Annotated in this window: 15 protein-coding genes and 2 pseudogenes; 9 read left to right on the plus strand and 8 right to left on the minus strand. The window is 68.0% G+C overall.

Annotation, left to right across the window (positions count from 1 at the left end):
• Positions 1–96: 96 nt before the first annotated feature.
• Positions 97–399 (minus strand): annotated as a pseudogene (locus tag ACZ6TV_RS52695) (SDR family oxidoreductase); the annotation flags it as partial.
• Between the two features lie 316 nt (positions 400–715).
• Between ACZ6TV_RS52695 and ACZ6TV_RS52700 the strand changes: the two are divergent.
• Both ACZ6TV_RS52700 and ACZ6TV_RS52705 read left to right on the plus strand, forming a co-directional pair.
• Positions 716–1165 (plus strand): hypothetical protein, encoded by a 450-nt coding sequence (locus ACZ6TV_RS52700; RefSeq protein ID WP_465308867.1) that lies wholly within the window; start codon positions 716–718, stop codon positions 1163–1165.
• A gap of 346 nt (positions 1166–1511) precedes the next feature.
• Complete coding sequence (locus ACZ6TV_RS52705; protein WP_465308869.1) at positions 1512–1910, plus strand: MmcQ/YjbR family DNA-binding protein; 399 nt, start codon at positions 1512–1514, stop codon at positions 1908–1910.
• 268 nt (positions 1911–2178) lie between these two features.
• On the opposite strand, the gene ACZ6TV_RS52710 is transcribed toward ACZ6TV_RS52705, so the two are convergent.
• From ACZ6TV_RS52710 to ACZ6TV_RS52720, 3 genes are all read right to left on the minus strand, one after another.
• Positions 2179–2943 carry a DinB family protein gene (locus tag ACZ6TV_RS52710; protein ID WP_465308871.1) on the minus strand — a complete coding sequence of 255 codons (765 nt, stop codon included), beginning with the start codon at positions 2941–2943 and terminating at the stop codon, positions 2179–2181.
• A gap of 391 nt (positions 2944–3334) precedes the next feature.
• A complete protein-coding gene (locus ACZ6TV_RS52715; RefSeq protein ID WP_465308873.1) occupies positions 3335–4081 on the minus strand; it encodes a tyrosine-protein phosphatase in 747 nt (248 codons plus the stop codon).
• A 211-nt stretch (positions 4082–4292) separates the two neighbouring features.
• Positions 4293–5285 (minus strand): hypothetical protein, encoded by a 993-nt coding sequence (locus ACZ6TV_RS52720; RefSeq protein WP_465308875.1) that lies wholly within the window; start codon positions 5283–5285, stop codon positions 4293–4295.
• 175 nt (positions 5286–5460) lie between these two features.
• Here ACZ6TV_RS52720 and ACZ6TV_RS52725 point away from each other — a divergent pair, with 175 nt between their 5' ends.
• Positions 5461–6060, plus strand: coding sequence for a SigE family RNA polymerase sigma factor (locus ACZ6TV_RS52725; RefSeq protein ID WP_465308877.1), 600 nt, complete (start codon positions 5461–5463; stop codon positions 6058–6060).
• Between the two features lie 5 nt (positions 6061–6065).
• Positions 6066–7427 carry a WD40 repeat domain-containing protein gene (locus tag ACZ6TV_RS52730; protein WP_465308879.1) on the plus strand — a complete coding sequence of 454 codons (1362 nt, stop codon included), beginning with the start codon at positions 6066–6068 and terminating at the stop codon, positions 7425–7427.
• Positions 7428–8008: 581 nt separating this feature from the next.
• Here ACZ6TV_RS52730 and ACZ6TV_RS52735 read toward each other — a convergent pair.
• Both ACZ6TV_RS52735 and ACZ6TV_RS52740 read right to left on the minus strand, forming a co-directional pair.
• Positions 8009–8377, minus strand: a pseudogene (locus tag ACZ6TV_RS52735) (ADP-ribosylation/crystallin J1); the annotation flags it as partial.
• A 135-nt stretch (positions 8378–8512) separates the two neighbouring features.
• Positions 8513–8842, minus strand: a complete 330-nt coding sequence (locus ACZ6TV_RS52740; RefSeq protein WP_465308881.1) for a cold-shock protein — start codon at positions 8840–8842, stop codon at positions 8513–8515.
• Positions 8843–9054: 212 nt separating this feature from the next.
• Between ACZ6TV_RS52740 and ACZ6TV_RS52745 the strand changes: the two genes are divergently transcribed.
• From ACZ6TV_RS52745 to ACZ6TV_RS52755, 3 genes are all read left to right on the plus strand, one after another.
• Complete coding sequence (locus tag ACZ6TV_RS52745; RefSeq protein WP_465308883.1) at positions 9055–9636, plus strand: hypothetical protein; 582 nt, start codon at positions 9055–9057, stop codon at positions 9634–9636.
• 363 nt (positions 9637–9999) lie between these two features.
• Positions 10000–11514: a sensor histidine kinase gene (locus tag ACZ6TV_RS52750; RefSeq protein WP_465308885.1), complete on the plus strand. Its 1515-nt coding sequence runs from the start codon at positions 10000–10002 to the stop codon at positions 11512–11514.
• A 109-nt stretch (positions 11515–11623) separates the two neighbouring features.
• A complete protein-coding gene (locus ACZ6TV_RS52755) occupies positions 11624–12091 on the plus strand; it encodes a hypothetical protein (protein WP_465308887.1) in 468 nt (155 codons plus the stop codon).
• On the opposite strand, the gene ACZ6TV_RS52760 is transcribed toward ACZ6TV_RS52755, so the two are convergent.
• The gene (locus tag ACZ6TV_RS52760; RefSeq protein ID WP_465308889.1) at positions 12085–12525 is read right to left on the minus strand and encodes a hypothetical protein; all 441 of its coding nucleotides are present in this window, start codon (positions 12523–12525) and stop codon (positions 12085–12087) included. The genes ACZ6TV_RS52755 and ACZ6TV_RS52760 overlap by 7 nt on opposite strands.
• A gap of 225 nt (positions 12526–12750) precedes the next feature.
• On the opposite strand from ACZ6TV_RS52760, the gene ACZ6TV_RS52765 reads away from it, so the two are divergent.
• Together ACZ6TV_RS52765 and ACZ6TV_RS52770 are read left to right on the plus strand one after the other, a co-directional pair.
• A complete protein-coding gene (locus tag ACZ6TV_RS52765; RefSeq protein ID WP_465308891.1) occupies positions 12751–13326 on the plus strand; it encodes a hypothetical protein in 576 nt (191 codons plus the stop codon).
• Between the two features lie 172 nt (positions 13327–13498).
• Positions 13499–13891 carry a hypothetical protein gene (locus tag ACZ6TV_RS52770; protein ID WP_465308893.1) on the plus strand — a complete coding sequence of 131 codons (393 nt, stop codon included), beginning with the start codon at positions 13499–13501 and terminating at the stop codon, positions 13889–13891.
• Between the two features lie 203 nt (positions 13892–14094).
• Here the strand turns inward: ACZ6TV_RS52770 and ACZ6TV_RS52775 are convergent, their stop codons facing one another.
• Complete coding sequence (locus tag ACZ6TV_RS52775) at positions 14095–14634, minus strand: DUF302 domain-containing protein (protein ID WP_465308895.1); 540 nt, start codon at positions 14632–14634, stop codon at positions 14095–14097.
• Between the last annotated feature and the right edge of the window lie 94 nt (positions 14635–14728).

Here is a 14728-nt window from a genome sequence, read left to right on the forward strand (position 1 = left end):
GTAATGCTTCATAGCCATAGTCTTCCAGGACTCCCATCCACCCGAACCACTCAAGATCCAGGTTCCAGGTGTCCAAGATCAGGGGTCAACTCCCGTCAACTTGCCGAGGGCGCCGCCGCGTACGATGCCGGCGTTGTTGACCAGCACGTCCAATCTGCCGTATGTCTCCGACGCCGATTGGATGATCTGCTGCGGCCCGTCCTCGGCGGTGATGTCGACGGGCAGCGGCGTGATCCGGGAATGCCCGGCCGCAGTCTCCCTGAGCGGTTCGCTTCGCCGTCCGATCGCGACTACGTGGGCGCCCTCATCGGCGAAGGCGCGGGCGGTGGCCCGGCCGATGCCGGTGCCGGCTCCGGTGACAGCGACGATCCTGACGCTCTGCGGTGCGGTGCTGTTCATGCCGGTCATCGTGCAACCCTGCCGCCTGCGGCAAGGTCAACGTTCGCAAACTGCGCGAGCGAGCTGTTCGGACGAGGCAGGCCACCTGGAGCATCGCTCCCCGATCACGTATCCGCGCATGCCGCTGACATCGCGCGTTGACCGCGTTGGACAACGGCGTGTTGAGGCAGGCCGAATCCGCGGTTCGCGCCAATGCGCGGGAGGCTCGGATTTCGTGTGGACGTTTCTGGCTGCCAGTGGATACCGTCGCCCGGTGAGGCATGCCAGGCGGTACAGCTATGTTGGGCCGCCTGAGCTGCGCGACTCGGTGGCGAGGATGGACACCGTCGCTGTCGATACGGCTACCGCCATCGCGCGCTGGCTCGCTGGGCGCGACCGCGGTGAACTCGTCGAGCCCTTCACCTTCGTCGTGGCACCCAACGGCGAACTCAGGTTGGCACCCCGACGCTCCGAACACGTCGCGCTGGCGAATGGACACGACGTCCTCGCGGCCGGCGAAATCGCCTTCGCGCCCGCCGACTCCGGCTGGCACGCGGTCGAGGTGACCAACCAGTCGACCGGGTACTGCCCCGACCCGGACTCCTGGCAGGCCGTCGGCGAAGCGCTCGACCGAATCGGCGTACGGCATCCGGACGACTTCACCGACAAGGTCATATTCCGGCGCTGCCCCGCCTGCGGCGAGCGCAACGTCGTGCGGGACAACGACTTTATCTGCGCCCAGTGCGACAGCGCCCTGCCCGCGCAGTGGAACTTCGCGTCGAACTGATCAACGGCGATAAAGCCACTCGGCGCGCGCGCCGGTGCGCGCATCTGCCGAATTGAGTACGTCGTACATCCATCCCAAGCATGATCCCTTGTCTTCGATGGAATACGGTCGGGGCGTGACGATGCCGAGTGAGACGGAACTGTCCGGAGAGCTGCTCTTGGTCGCCATCGTCGAGATGTCGCCAGGGCGATGCCGTGCCCACCACGCGGGTAATCGAGGTACGTGACCTGTAGGCACACAGGTCCTCCGAGCCGGGCCCGATAGTCCTATGACGTCGGCGCGGCCCCGCCAACCCCGGAGACTCTGATGTCCTATCCGGCGGGGAGGATGGGCGCGGGAGGTACAGATGAGCGACATCGCGGACGTTCCACCCGCCGTTGTGGGCCGGCTCCGGGTGATCTGCGGGGAACTGCCAGAGGCGTACGAGGAGCCGGCGTGGATCGGCCTGCGGTGGCGGATTCGCCGGCGGACGTTCCTGCACGTCTACACCACCGACGAGAGGGGGTCGGCGTACATCGATCTGGACGGTCCGGCCATCCTGATGACCTTCCGGGTGCCGCCCGGGGAGTTGGCCGCACTGGCGCATGCCGGCCCTCCGTTCTTCCGGGCCGACTGGGCAGCGAACGTCGTGGGAATGGTGCTGGACGACGAGACGGACTGGGTCGAGGTTGCCGAGCTGGTGACGGACAGCTACCGCGTGCAGGCGCCCCGCCGCCTCGCGTTCCGGCTGAAGGCAGGTGGATGAACCGCCGGCAACCTCCCCACGTTGCCGCTTATCCAGGTTCGGTGCTGAGAAGCATTCCTATTCATGGTGGGATAGGTCGGGTTGCCGCACTGGCCAGAGATACTTCAGGAGACGATTCCGATGACGACATCACCCAGTGCCGCATGCTCCCGGCCGTCTGGCCGGATTTGCGGATGCAGTCCATTCCGGGCGTGATCTGCTTCACGAACTGGTAGATGCCTTCGCAGGTCCACCGCGGCGTGACATCGAGGAAGACCTCGCGTCGTTTTCACTCGGTTCGGGTATCGGCCTCGAGCACGGTGAGGTCGCGCACCGCGTACCGGTGATGCTCGGCCTCTTCCTTGAGCACGACGCTGAGGCAGCGGCGTACGACGTAGTCCTTGTCCGGGTAGGGGTCGGCCGGCTTGCGACCACATACCCGGTCGAGCTCGGCCTCGGTGAGCTCGTCGACGACCCGGCGTATCGTGGCCATGCGGGCGAGCCGCGGCGCGAGCACCTCGTCGAGCGTCGGGATGGCATCGAGGGTGAGCCCGAGTTTCGCCGATACTTCGGCCGGCATCCAGCCGCCAGGAAGGCCCAACGAGTGGTACGGCGCATCCTCCTCGAGCACGGCGTTACCGATCCAGGCATCGCTGGCCATCAGCAGATGCCGCTGCGTATCGACGAACGACCACTCGCCGTCGACCTGCTCATGCAGCTTCGCCTCCGGTAGGCGCCTGGCACGGTCAAGCGTCTCCTCCCACTGCTTCTCGATGGCATCCCAAGTGGCCCGGTATTCGGCGACGGACGTGGCCTCACGGGCCAGCACCCGGTTGGGATGCAGCCGATCGAGCTCGGCCTCGACGTAGGCGGTCACGTCGACGTCATTGACAACGACACGCTCGAAGCCGCCACCAAGGGAGACGTTGCCCCCATAGCAGTCCACAATCTTCAGACCGGTGACGTCGCAATCGCGAATCTCGAGACCAGAGAGGTCGCACAGATGGATGCGGGCACCACGGAACTGGTCACCTTGGGTGTACTCAGCAGGCATCGGGACAGCTTCCCGTATCCGTCCCGCCCCAGCAAGTGAATGGCACAACGTGAGGGTTGCGTATTGCGTCCGGGTGGGAGAGTGCGGAATCCAGCATCTTGGCGAGCGCTCGACGATCGATCTTGCCCGCGCGGTTGAGAGGCATCTCGTCCAGCCAGACGGCCACCGAGGTCCTCGACATAGCCCCACACTCATCTGCCGCCGAGCGACCGCGGCCGTCGCCGCGGAGATCGTAACGCTTCGTGACGGCAGCTCTATGCGCCGAACGGCGGTCGCGGTGCTCGATCGTGCCGATGAGCGGGCATCCGGTCTGTGCACTCGTGCGTTGTTGCTGGCCGCGGAGCGATCGCACGGCATGCTGGTGGCGATCGTTGCTTGGATTCCGTGCCGCCTATGGAGCAGCAGGAGTCAGCACCGCTCTGATCGCGGGCAGCTCGTCGGGTGCCAGCAGGTCGGTCGCGTCGAACGTCACGATCCACTCTTGGAGCGCGGGCGTCCTGTTCGCCAACTGGCGTTCCGCGTCCTCCGCGGTTGTCGGCTCCTGCTGGTGCTGGCGCCAGTTGCCCTGGTCGGGGTCATAGACCCAGGCGTGCCCGGCATGCGCTGCTGCGCCACGCCACCCTGCAGCGTAGTCATCGATGATGGCCTGGTCCGTCGCGCCGGCGATGTGCAACAGCATCGCGGAGATCATGCCGGTGCGGTCCCGGCCTCCCGCGCAGTGCACGAGCACCGCCCCGTCTGCCCGGGCGACCGCGCGCAGCGCGGCGGAGACCCGGTCGGGGGCAAGCCGGGCATTGTCGGCCCAGCAGCTCGGATGATCCAGGAAAGGCCCGCAGACCCGGAGGAACTCGGTGTCGTCAGGGTCTTCGGTCGGCACCGGCACGAAGACCAGGCCCTGCAGCGACTCGGCGCTGATGACCGGATGTTCCGCTCGACGCTGTGTCTCAGCCGGTGCATTCCGCAGGTCGACCACCGTGCGCACGCCCGCCGCCTTCGCCGCGGCCCACCCTTCATCAGTCAGGTGCTCTGGCGCCGCCGAACGGAACACCTTCCCGAACGGCGTGCAGCCGCCGGCGTGCAGCGCTCGACCGCCCAGGTCGCGTACGTTCCGGCCACCCGGCCAGTGCAACACGTCCATCATCGCCTCCGCTCAAACGACTTCCATGCCGGTCCTATGGTGCCTGGCCACAACGGGGACCAACCGAGTACGGCGCACGCTCACGCCGTCGAGTGCGAGTGCGAGTCCGACGGCGTCCGACACGTCGCGTAATGAGGTCCCGCGGCGACCGGCGCGCTGAACTGCCGAAATGAGCGCGGTTCGGAGGCCGATCAGCCATGCGGCGGACCCGTCACTGCATAGCGGTAGCCGGCGGGTGGTTGAAGGACTCGGGGCAGTGGAAGGCGTACAGCGAGTAGCCGCGGCCGATCTGCACGCCGACGGTGTCCGGGGAGGCGTCCGGGTCCTCTTCCATCGGGCGCCAGCTGCAGTCCATGCCGTTCCAGTCGGCGGAGGCCGCGGTGAACGTCAACGTCATGGCGGTGCCGCAGGCTGAACAATTCATCGGGTACGGGTCGGTCAGCGACCAGTTCGCGTACCCGCCGACCTTCCATCCGGGTGCCAGCGACAGGTCGCTCTGGTAAGAGGCACCCCGTTCCTCGTCCTTGTCGTCGTCCCACTCGTTGAGCCGTTCGCGTAGGTCGTCGGGGAGCAGGTCGGCGTACTGATATTCGCGGACCTGCTCGGGGCGCACCACGCACGGGACCGGCAGGTACATGTCACTGATCACCGGCGGCTCGGGCGGCGCTTCGAGCAGCGGGCCGATGGCGGAGCTGTCACGCCAGTGGAAGAAGACGCGAGGGCTGTAGTGCCGGTCCGAATGGTCCACCGGGCACCACAGCACCTGGAGCAGGTCGGTGCCGGCGGGACCGACATAGTCCGGGATGTCACGGCAGTACAGCTGCGCGATCGGGACCAGCGGGATGGGATCCTGGATCAGGTCGTCCAGGTCCGGGGCGTCGGCCGCGTCGAGTTCGGCCCGTTCCTCGGCGGTCAGGAACTCCCCGTCCGGCAGCGGCGCCCTGGCGTTCGCGGTCGCGAGGATCTCCCGCCGGCGGCGCTCGGCGGCCGGGGTGGTCAAGTTGTACGGCTCGTGTGCCCCGGCGTCGTCGCAGACCGGCCACACCTCGTCGGCCGGCCACAGCAGCGGTCCGCCGACCGAGCTGTCCGTGACGGTCGGCGCGCCGGGCCGGGGGTGCAGGCGGGTGGCGGTGGTCGAGTGTTCCCTCAGTTCGGGGAAAAGCTTGGTGACGTCCAGGGGGCGCGGGGGTGTCGTGCGGACCATAGGAGCGGATCTTAAAGCCCCGGCTTCAGCGCAAAGATCGGTCGAACTACTGCGCCGCCACGACCCGCGGCCGTTTCACGCACTGATCTGCCGCAGGTCCCGCGCGGCGCCGGCACCGTGGTCGTCACGGCGTGCGACGCGCCCGGGTGACCCCGACGCTTCCTGTCTTGCCGAGATGAGTGCACTGGTCGTCAGGCGGGCGGGTCCACAGCAACTCGTCACAACCAAAACGGGTTCCAGGCCGCTCAATGTGTTGTGGGAGGCACGGTTGCGGAATGAACGAGAATACGTTGAGTACGTGCAGGCACGCTTACCGTGGCTGCGTCGGCTGGCGTACCGGCTGTGCGGGCAGTGGTCGGCCGCCGATGATCTGGTGCAGGACTGCCTTGTCGCGCTGTACCGGCATTGGCGGAAGGCGTCGGCGGCGGACTCCATCGACGGTTACGTCCGGGTGATGCTGGTCCATGCCTACCTGGCCGAACGGGAGCGGGCCTGGACTCGCCGGGTCCAGCCCGTGGCTGATGTGGTCGGACCCGCGACAGCGCCGCTGGCCGGCGCCGACCATCGCATCGATCTGCTGGCCGCGCTGGCGAAACTGTCCCGCGGGCAGCGTGCGGTACTGGTCCTGCGGTACTGGGAGGACCTCGACGTCGCGCAGACCGCGGCGGCGCTGGGTTGCTCGACCGGAACCGTGAAGAGTCAGACCTCGTACGCCATCGCGGCGTTGCGCCGTCTTCTGCCGAACTACGAGCCGGAGGGTTCGGACACACCGTGAGAGAAATGTTCGCCACGCTGCCGGACGATCCACCGCCATCGCCGCCCGGCTACCTGGACACCGTGCTCGTCCGGGCCCGCCGCTCGGTTCGGCGCCGACGGCTCGGCACCGCCTCGGTGTGGGCGGTCGTCCTGCTGATCCTGGCCGTCCTGGTCGTGCCCGGGGTCAAATTTCCCGCCCAGCCGACGGCCCCATCGACGCAGCCGAGCCTGCCGGACCGTCTCGCTGGTTACTCGCTGCTGACCAGCACCGTCGCGAAGGCTCCACCCGGCCGCGCGATCGCCCTGTACGGCTACGGCAACGGCGAGACGTTCAACATGTTCCAGACCCTGGTCGTCGGGGCCGACGCAGACACGTACCGGCGGGTCGATGCCATCGAGCAGCGGGACGGCGCGTCGGCGTTGCTCGCCCCGGACGGCACCCAGGTGCTGCTCGGCGACGACCGCGGCGCGACCGGCGACCTGATCCTGCAAGACCTGACCACCGGCAGGCGCAGATCCATCCCGATCGGCGAACCGGTGGGCGTGCGGCTGCTGGCCTGGTCCCCCGACGGCCGTCACGTCGCGTACAGCGCGGCGCCGCTCACCGGCTCCGGCGAGTTCGGCAGTATCAATGTCGTCGAAGCCGAAGTGGCCCGCACCGGCACGCTGAGGCTGCTCGACCTGTCAACCGGGCGCAGCACCGAGGTACCGACGATCAAGCCGGCGTGGACGGCGGCGTTCGCACCGGACAACCGCCGTCTGGCCGTGCAGGTCGGCCAGACGGCCCACCTCATCGACCTGGACGGCCGCGAGCACGGCAACGTCCCGATCACGGTCGGCCGTGAACTGGCAGCCGACGTCGGCTGGTCCCTGGACGGCCGATTCCTTGCCACCGTGCCATGGATCTCGGACGGTCCGTTCAACGGCACCACCGGCGGCGACACCGGCCACCATGGCACCTTTCTGTACAAGGTCGGCGACGTCGACTTCCTGCCGGTCACGGACGGCCCCTCACCACCGGCGGCGGTCCAGGACGTCGTGCAACTGCTCGGCTGGCGCTCGGCGGACACCGTGGTCGTCGCGACCATCGACCCGGCGGGGCACGTGCTGCTGATGGAGGTGCAGCTCGGAACCGGCACCCGCCGGATCCTGTCCCGCTTCGACACCGGCCGTACCTGCGAGCTGGGCGACCAGACCTGCCAGGTCCTCGACCTGCACCTCGCTACCGGCCTGTTGCCCGAGTTGACCGTCCGCAGCGCCGGCCGGCCGCAGCGCGGTCCTTGGCCGACGCTGGCGTACGCCGCGGTCAGCGTCGCCGTCCTGGGCGCCGGATACCTGCTGTGGCGCCGGATACGGCGATCGAGGTACCGCCGAAGCAGCGTCTGAGGATCGCCTCGGCGGCAGCCAGGCATTGTCAGTAGACCACGTCGACGAATCGAACGCTGTCTCCACCCTGCGGCCCATCAACGGGTCCAAGGTCATGTAAGCAGACTGCGCGACCCCGGGCGCCGAGCCTGCTCGATCACGCTTACTCATGGCCGCGAGGTGCGCATTCGGCCATTCGTCGATATTCACTGATCCCCGAAGTTGAACGCGAAGGTGCCCGCCTCGATGCGGTCGACGAGCTTGCCGACATCATCGGCTTGCCGTATGGCGTCGTCCCATCCACTGCTGGTGATGTCGACCAGCAGCACCGGTGCGGGATCGCTGCGCAGGTCGAGCACGAGCTGTTCGCGGGATCCGTCACCGCCGATGATCGCGATGCCGGGGTGGGCATCGATGCTCTCGTCCCATGCGTGGTGCAGCTCCAGCATCTCGCGTGGCGTGTTGAGCCACACATAGGTCCCGCTTGTCATCCATCCTCGTCGGAACCAGGACGCGCCTTGCAGGTAGGCCCGCCATCTGGCTGGTAGCGGTGTGCCGAGCGCGGTGTGTGCGTCAGTGAACTCCTGGTCGCTCACGGGACCGCGATAGTCGGCTTCTTCGGTGATCGCGCCGACAATGTGGGCGTTGAGGTCGGCAAGCTCCTCTGCGGGGATCCGGTACTCCGCCATGTCGCGGCCACCGACCTGATGAACCTCGTAACGGTCCAGGTGCGCACGCTGGACCTCGAAGCGAGTTACGTAGCCGACGCCGCCGGCCGGGACGTTCCGCTCGCGGGCGATCTTTGTGGCGTACCAGCGGTTCAATACTGAATAGAAGATCGGCTGGTCCGGCAGGCGTGGTGGCCAAGCCTGCCATTCGGACGCAGCGACCAGATCGAGTTCTGCCTGCCTGCTGGGTCGCCACAGGGTGATCGTGTCGGAGGCTTCGATGAGTCTGCTCCCTGCAACCATGGTAAGCGCCCGGTCATGGCGAACCACGCCTGCAACTTTTCTGATGCTGTCGGCCTCGGACGTTACCGCGACCGTCAGGTGGATTCACCTGGAACCCAGGCGCACGGATCTGCCGCTGTCCGCTTGTCGGCCAGGTCACTCGTTGTCAGGCTTGCCAGCCTCTTCCGGCTCGTCGAACGTGAGAATCAAGTGGCTGTCGTAGGCGCATCCGGACGAGCGGTTCGACCTCGGCGAAGCAGTCGGCTCGACGCCCTCCGTCCACACCTTCACCGCGCGGAAGCTGAACCCGTCCTGCTCGGCCGCTTCGGCCTGGAACCGTACGTGCTGGTCCGTAGCCAATTGCCGATAACCGTCCATCACGATCGCCGAGAAATGCACCCAGCAACCGCCCGGGACGGCCGGTCCGTCGATGACTCCCCAGCCCTCGTCCACATGGAACTCACGCACAACCCCGTTGTCTGGCACGTCGCCCAGTCTGCACGACTATGTATTCTCACCGTTGCAAGACCAAGTGCGCTCTCATGCCGCAGGTCGAGCGCGTTGGCTTACTGTGTCGGTCACGCGTTGGAGGTGGCTCAGTGGTTCGCTCGCTGCCGCCCGGTCGCGCGCATCGACGTCATCGCGTTGCCGGTGCCTTACGTGCTACATCGCGTCTGCCAAAAGGATAGGCTCATGTCGTGCCCGAAGCGTTGGCGTTGTCTTTCCAGCACCTTGTGGGAGACGACCGAACGTGGCTGACGAGCCTTGCGTATTGGATCGGGCCCTGCACCGTCACCGAGCTGGCTGGTGCCGCCGCCGGCGCGATCTCATCCTCGATGTCCTACCAGTACGACATCGAGGAGCAGGCCGAGTGGACCGGGCGGGTGTTGCCGCTGGACGCCGATTGGACAACATTCTTCACCCCCGTCGCGCCGGTGCAGCTAACTCGGGCCTGGTCGCCGTTACCGGCCGCCGTCGACTTGCTCGGGACACCCGACTGGAGCTCCGTCGAGATCGACGCACCGAGCGCGCGGGCAGCGGCTTGTGCATGGACAACCGCCGGCCGTCAGCCACAGTTCACGACCGCCGTTGTCGACAGCGATCACGAGCGGTTCCGGCAGTTGCTCGCCACGACGATGATCCGCGCCGATAGCCCAGGACGGGGCATCTTGATCGCGGCCAAGCCCGGCTGGTCCTACGATCACACCCACGCGATGAGCCCTATAACCCAAAAGCTCATGGAAGACTCCGGCTTCGTCGTAACTGACCGCCACGCCTGACCCCCCGCCGGAATCTTCCGCAGACACTGCTGCCTCGCGATCTGAGCGCTACTAATGCCACCGATCGCGTTGATCACGTGTCCGGATCTGCCGCCGACCGTGTAGTGCGGCCTGCCGCGTCGTCACGCTCCGTATGCCGCCTCCGCGGCTACCTCCGCGGTCGGTGCGCTCTCGTGCCGAATTGCGTGCAGGTGATCATCTGGACGACGACCCCTACAACGGCGCCTGTGCTCCGGCCCCGGGCGCTGCACGCCGGTCGGCTGGTCAGACGGCGCCCAGGTGACCGGGGCCGTGACCCTGGGTCCCAGCAGATCCCCTGGTGGTTCGCAGCCGGGCTCAAGGTTGCCGGTTGCACCATGTTGGATGCGTTTGGTATCGCAGGCAAGGCCCGGGATCGGCCAGCGGGTCGCGCCGTGGCCGGACATGGCCGACGTGCTCGGCCGGACGCCGCTGAGCGTCAAGCTCGTCGTGGCGGTGCTCGGGCTGGTTACCAGCGCGGTGACGGTCGTGGGCGCGGCCACCGTCACCGCGTTACGCGAGGAGCTCACCGGCCGCATCGACCGCCAGCTCGCCGACCTCGGCGACCAGGCCCGCAAGCAGATCGCCGCCGGGCACAACGAGCTGCAACTTCCGGTACCGGAGGATCAAGAAGAGAGCCTGAAGTTCCCCGACCTGTTCCTCATCGAGTCGCTGGACACCGACCGCCGGCTGGTCAGCTCGTTGCCGCGCCGGCTACCCGCGGACCCGCCCGATTTCAAGCACGCCGACCTGTCCAGGACCGGGCCGTTCACGGTACGCGGCCTGCACGGCACGATGCGGTGGCGGGTCCTCTCCGTCAGCGCGCCGGGCGACCAGCACATCGTCATCGGCGCTCGGTTGTCCGATGTGGACGGTACCGTCGGCCGGCTGGTCTGGTTCGTGCTGCTGGTTGGGCTGAGCATCGTCGCGACGGTGGCCGTCCTGGCCGTCTGGCTAATCCAGGCCAGCCTGCGGCCGCTCGCCCAGATCGAGCAGACCACGGCAGTGATCGCGGCTGGCGACCTGTCCCAGCGTGCGCCCGAACTCGACCCGCGCACCGAGGTCGGCCGGCTGGGCCGGGCATTCAACCTGATGATCGAGCAGATCGAGGACGCCTTCGCGGCCCGATCGGCGTCCGAGGCGACCGCCCGCTCGTCGGAGGAGAAGATGCGCCGGTTCGTCGCCGATGCCTCGCACGAGCTGCGCACGCCGCTCACCATCATTCGTGGGTTCGCCGAGCTGTACCGCCACGGCGCCGTCCAGGACCCGCAGGAGGCCGCCGGGCTGGTGGGGCGCATCGAGGACCAGGCCCGGCGGATGGCCGTGCTCGTCGAGGATCTGCTGCTGTTGGCCCGCCTCGACCGGCAGCGCCCGGTGGCCGTGGAGCCGGTCGACCTGGTGGGGCTGGCCTCCGACGTCCTCGAGGGCTTCCACGCTGTGGCGCGCGACCGATCGCTCGCGCTGGACGTCGCTACGCCGGCGCCGCTGGTCGTCACCGGCGACGAGCAGCGGCTGCGCCAGGTCATCGCCAACCTCGTCGCCAACGCCCTCACGCACACAGGCGTCGACGCCGACGTGACGGTGCGGTTGTCGCGCCGCCCCGGGCAGGCCGTGGTCGAAGTGACCGATACCGGGCCCGGGCTCGGCCCCAACGAGGCGCAGCACGTCTTCGAGCGGTTCTACCGCGCGGACCCGGCCCGCACCCGGACCAGCGAGAAGACCGGCACCGGACTGGGCTTGGCGATCGTCGCGGCGATCGTCACCGCGCACGCGGGAACCGCCGAGGTCGACAGCGACCCGGGCCGGGCCACCACGTTCCGCGTGCTGCTCCCGACCTCCGAGCAGCAATCAGGCCAGTAGGGCCAGGAGGCGCGCAGCATCTACGCGATGCACCGGCGGCCGCGGTCGGCGTCAGCGCAGACGCGGCCTGATCGATCATGTCTGACGTCGATCGGGCATGCTGGGTGCCGTGAGCGATGGGTACATCCGGTTGATCCCGACCGATCGGGAGTGGCAGCCGACGCAGGAGAACGCCGCTGCGGCAACGGCCTACGTGGCGCGGCTGTTCTCCGGCCCCGAGGACGACGTCGAGGAGGTCGAGCATGAGTTCTACGACCGGATCACGGTGATCGACGCCGGCGAGAACACCACCCGGATCTCCTGCCCGAACTGTGCCGGGGACATCGACGTGTACTGGTTTTTCGACCTGCTTGAGGAGAACGGCGAGAGCTTCGACAGCTTGAACGTCTCGGTGCCCTGCTGCGCCGCGGTCGTTGCCCTGGACTCGCTGCGGTACGACTGGCCGGTCGGGTTCGCCCGGTTCGAGGTATGCGCCATGAACCCGAGCCGCGCAAGGCACGAACTCGACGCAGAGGAACTCGACGAGCTGGCTGCGCTGCTCGGCCATCCGATCGCCCAGATACTCGCTCATTACTGACGAACCGGGCGCGCGGTCGGCACCTGCCACTCGAAGGCATGGACCAACCCCAACGCACCCAAGATCAGCCGCGCTGTCGTGTCGCAGAGTGGGCAGCCGTGTGGCCCGTGTATGGCTCTGGTCCGCCAGGGTTCTCCGAACCCGAGCCAGGTGATCTTGGGTCCGGTCGCGTCGTGGACGACTTCGAGCCGTAGGCGGGAGGGTCCGTAGACGGTGTCCCACAGCGACATGCGGTTGACCCGGTGCGCTTCGTTGACCGTGCTGGTCAGATCTGGCGGGATGCGCTGCGGTGGGATGGCGAGCGGGATCGGGTATGCGGTGACGGTGGCGCGTAGGTGCTCGACCGGCACGCCCCGGCCGCCGGTGCGGTTTTCGATGGACTGGTACCAGTCGAGGGCCAGATCGTGCACGATCGCGGCGAGGTCGTAGCGCACGGATTGCGGGAGATCTACGGCCGCGGGTGGACCCCATGGGATCGGCTCCAGCGCCCCGGTCGTGACAGCAGCTCTATGCGCCGAACGGCGGTCGCGGTGCTCGATCGTGCCGATGGGCGGTAACCGCCGAACGTCGGTGGAAGTTTCGTCGGACCGGATCCTGGTCGCGGGCGTGCACGGTCCGCGGCGTTCGACCGCGACCAACGGGGGCCGTACTGTCCGCGCATGACTCGGACCGGACCGGCGCGACTGATGGCCCGTGGGTTGTGCGCGGCGCTGCTGGCGGCCATGGGCCTGCTCGCCGTCCCGGCGGGACCTGCCAGTGCCGCGCTCGGCTGGGTGACCAGGGACGACTTGGACGACGATCCCGAGAACCGGTGGATCGAGGACGGTGTGGGCAGCGGCGGCGCGTTGTTCGTTGACGGTGACGGCCGGCTCGGCACCGTCGGCGGCCTGCTCTACTCCAACGTCGTCGGCGGTTGGTCGTCACTGGGCCGGACGGTGAACATCCTCGCCGCGACACCACACTGCACGGCCAGCGTCTACCTTGCGCCGTTGCTGCAGCGCGGTGACGGCAACCTGTATGTCTGGGTCGAGGTGATCGACCCGGCGACGTGGACGTACCTGGCGGTGAAGCAGACCAATTTGCGCTGGACCGACGGCAGCTACAGCAAGTTCACCACCCCTCGGTTCACTGCCTCGCAGGTGTTCTTCCGGGTCGCGGTGTACGGCCCGGACCGGTACGGCTTGCAGACGTCCGCGTTCATGGACGACATGCGCTTCGACTGCAGCAGCGTCTGACGACCGGTCCGAAGCCCAGTGCCTCAGTTGCAGCAAAGCGGACGTAACCGAGTGCCGGGTAGCCGGCGAACGGACACGGCGAGGTCGAGCGCGAACGCTTGATCACGTACGCGCTTATGCCGCCCGGAGTGTGGCCGCGCGCTCGGCACGGATGGGTGGCTGATGACTGGAGATGACGTTCTTCGTCGTCCCGCTCAACCCGTCCGGCGGCCGCCCAGCGATCGAGGTCCGGGAAGCTGACTTCCTGCCGTTGCCGGACGAGTTGGCCGTGCACGAGTTCAAACCCGACTGCAGCGGCGCGCATACCCCGTGCACACGCTTCTACGAAGTGTGGAGCCGGCACGGCGCGCCGGCCCCGCAGGTCATGGCCCGCGCCGCTGCCGCCTTCCGCGATAGGGGCTGGCCGATGACCGCCGGCAGCGACAGGTACGACGGTTGCCGTCAGGTCCGCGGAGTGTTCACCTGGGACCAGCAATGCCTGTCGCTGCACCCAACCGACCGGTTCATCGAGCCGCGCCACACCAGCCACCCCGGCGCCATCGTTCTGTGGGCCTATACCGGTTGATCAAACGCTGTTCGGGAGTGACGGCCGCGTCAAAACCAGGTGCTCACCTGCCGCGTTTCCGGACATGCCGCCGACCGCGCAGCGGTGCACAGTAATCGTCGCGCCGCTCCGACCGCACCGAATGGTCGTCCGGCCAACCAGGAGAGACGACGGCCCAATTGTCGCGCCACTCATGAACGTGTCCCGCAGCGGACCGCCGGCCGCTACCGGGACGCCCGGCCCGTCAGTACCTCGGGCGGCTCGACGCCGATCAGCCTGAGCAGGGCGGCCACCTTGCGGTCGAGACCGACGCCGACCTCGGTGACCTCCGGGATGCCGAGCCCGCCGAACACCACACTCGGCTGATCGAGCGTGAACACGGCACGGCCGTCCTCGTCGCTGTGCACCAGGACCCGCAGCGGCGCATACAGCAACGCCGCCGGGTGATACCGCAGCATGCGCTCGGCGATCACCGGATTGCCCAGCAGGTACTCCGTGTACCTGGCCCGGTGCCCGGCGACGGCCATCAGCTGCGTCGCGTCGATCTTTCCGAAGATCATCAACTCGTTCGGGGCGTTGGCGGCGACCACCGCCCGGAACGCGTCCCACCCGCCGGGGGACCGCCCGGCCCGTAGCGCGGCGTCCGCGTCGAACGCGGGCGCCGCCTGCTCGAACGCGGCCGTGAACGCGTCGAAGTCCATCCCGGTGGGGATGTCCAGCCGCACCATCGTGTGCTCCGCCAACGCCCCTCGCGCACCCGGCATGCCCCGATCCCTCCCCACTGTCGAACCCCACGGCGACGCGGTCTTCCCGAGCGGCCGGGTCGCAAACGCACCTACGACGGGTGAACGGCCCGCT

The organism is Dactylosporangium sp. NPDC051087, from assembly GCF_055586325.1.

Bases quoted from the DNA above. Each gene is read 5' to 3' on its own strand.
- ACZ6TV_RS52700 (WP_465308867.1), top strand. From the start codon at position 716: ATGGACACCGTCGCTGTCGATACGGCTACCGCCATCGCGCGCTGGCTC.
- ACZ6TV_RS52715 (WP_465308873.1), bottom strand. From the start codon at position 4,081: ATGGACGTGTTGCACTGGCCGGGTGGCCGGAACGTACGCGACCTGGGC.
- ACZ6TV_RS52705 (WP_465308869.1), top strand. From the start codon at position 1,512: ATGAGCGACATCGCGGACGTTCCACCCGCCGTTGTGGGCCGGCTCCGG.
- ACZ6TV_RS52725 (WP_465308877.1), top strand. From the start codon at position 5,461: ATGAGTGCACTGGTCGTCAGGCGGGCGGGTCCACAGCAACTCGTCACA.
- ACZ6TV_RS52750 (WP_465308885.1), top strand. From the start codon at position 10,000: ATGCGTTTGGTATCGCAGGCAAGGCCCGGGATCGGCCAGCGGGTCGCG.
- ACZ6TV_RS52710 (WP_465308871.1), bottom strand. From the start codon at position 2,943: ATGCCTGCTGAGTACACCCAAGGTGACCAGTTCCGTGGTGCCCGCATC.
- ACZ6TV_RS52730 (WP_465308879.1), top strand. From the start codon at position 6,066: ATGTTCGCCACGCTGCCGGACGATCCACCGCCATCGCCGCCCGGCTAC.
- ACZ6TV_RS52765 (WP_465308891.1), top strand. From the start codon at position 12,751: ATGACTCGGACCGGACCGGCGCGACTGATGGCCCGTGGGTTGTGCGCG.
- ACZ6TV_RS52720 (WP_465308875.1), bottom strand. From the start codon at position 5,285: ATGGTCCGCACGACACCCCCGCGCCCCCTGGACGTCACCAAGCTTTTC.
- ACZ6TV_RS52775 (WP_465308895.1), bottom strand. From the start codon at position 14,634: ATGCCGGGTGCGCGAGGGGCGTTGGCGGAGCACACGATGGTGCGGCTG.
- ACZ6TV_RS52770 (WP_465308893.1), top strand. From the start codon at position 13,499: ATGACGTTCTTCGTCGTCCCGCTCAACCCGTCCGGCGGCCGCCCAGCG.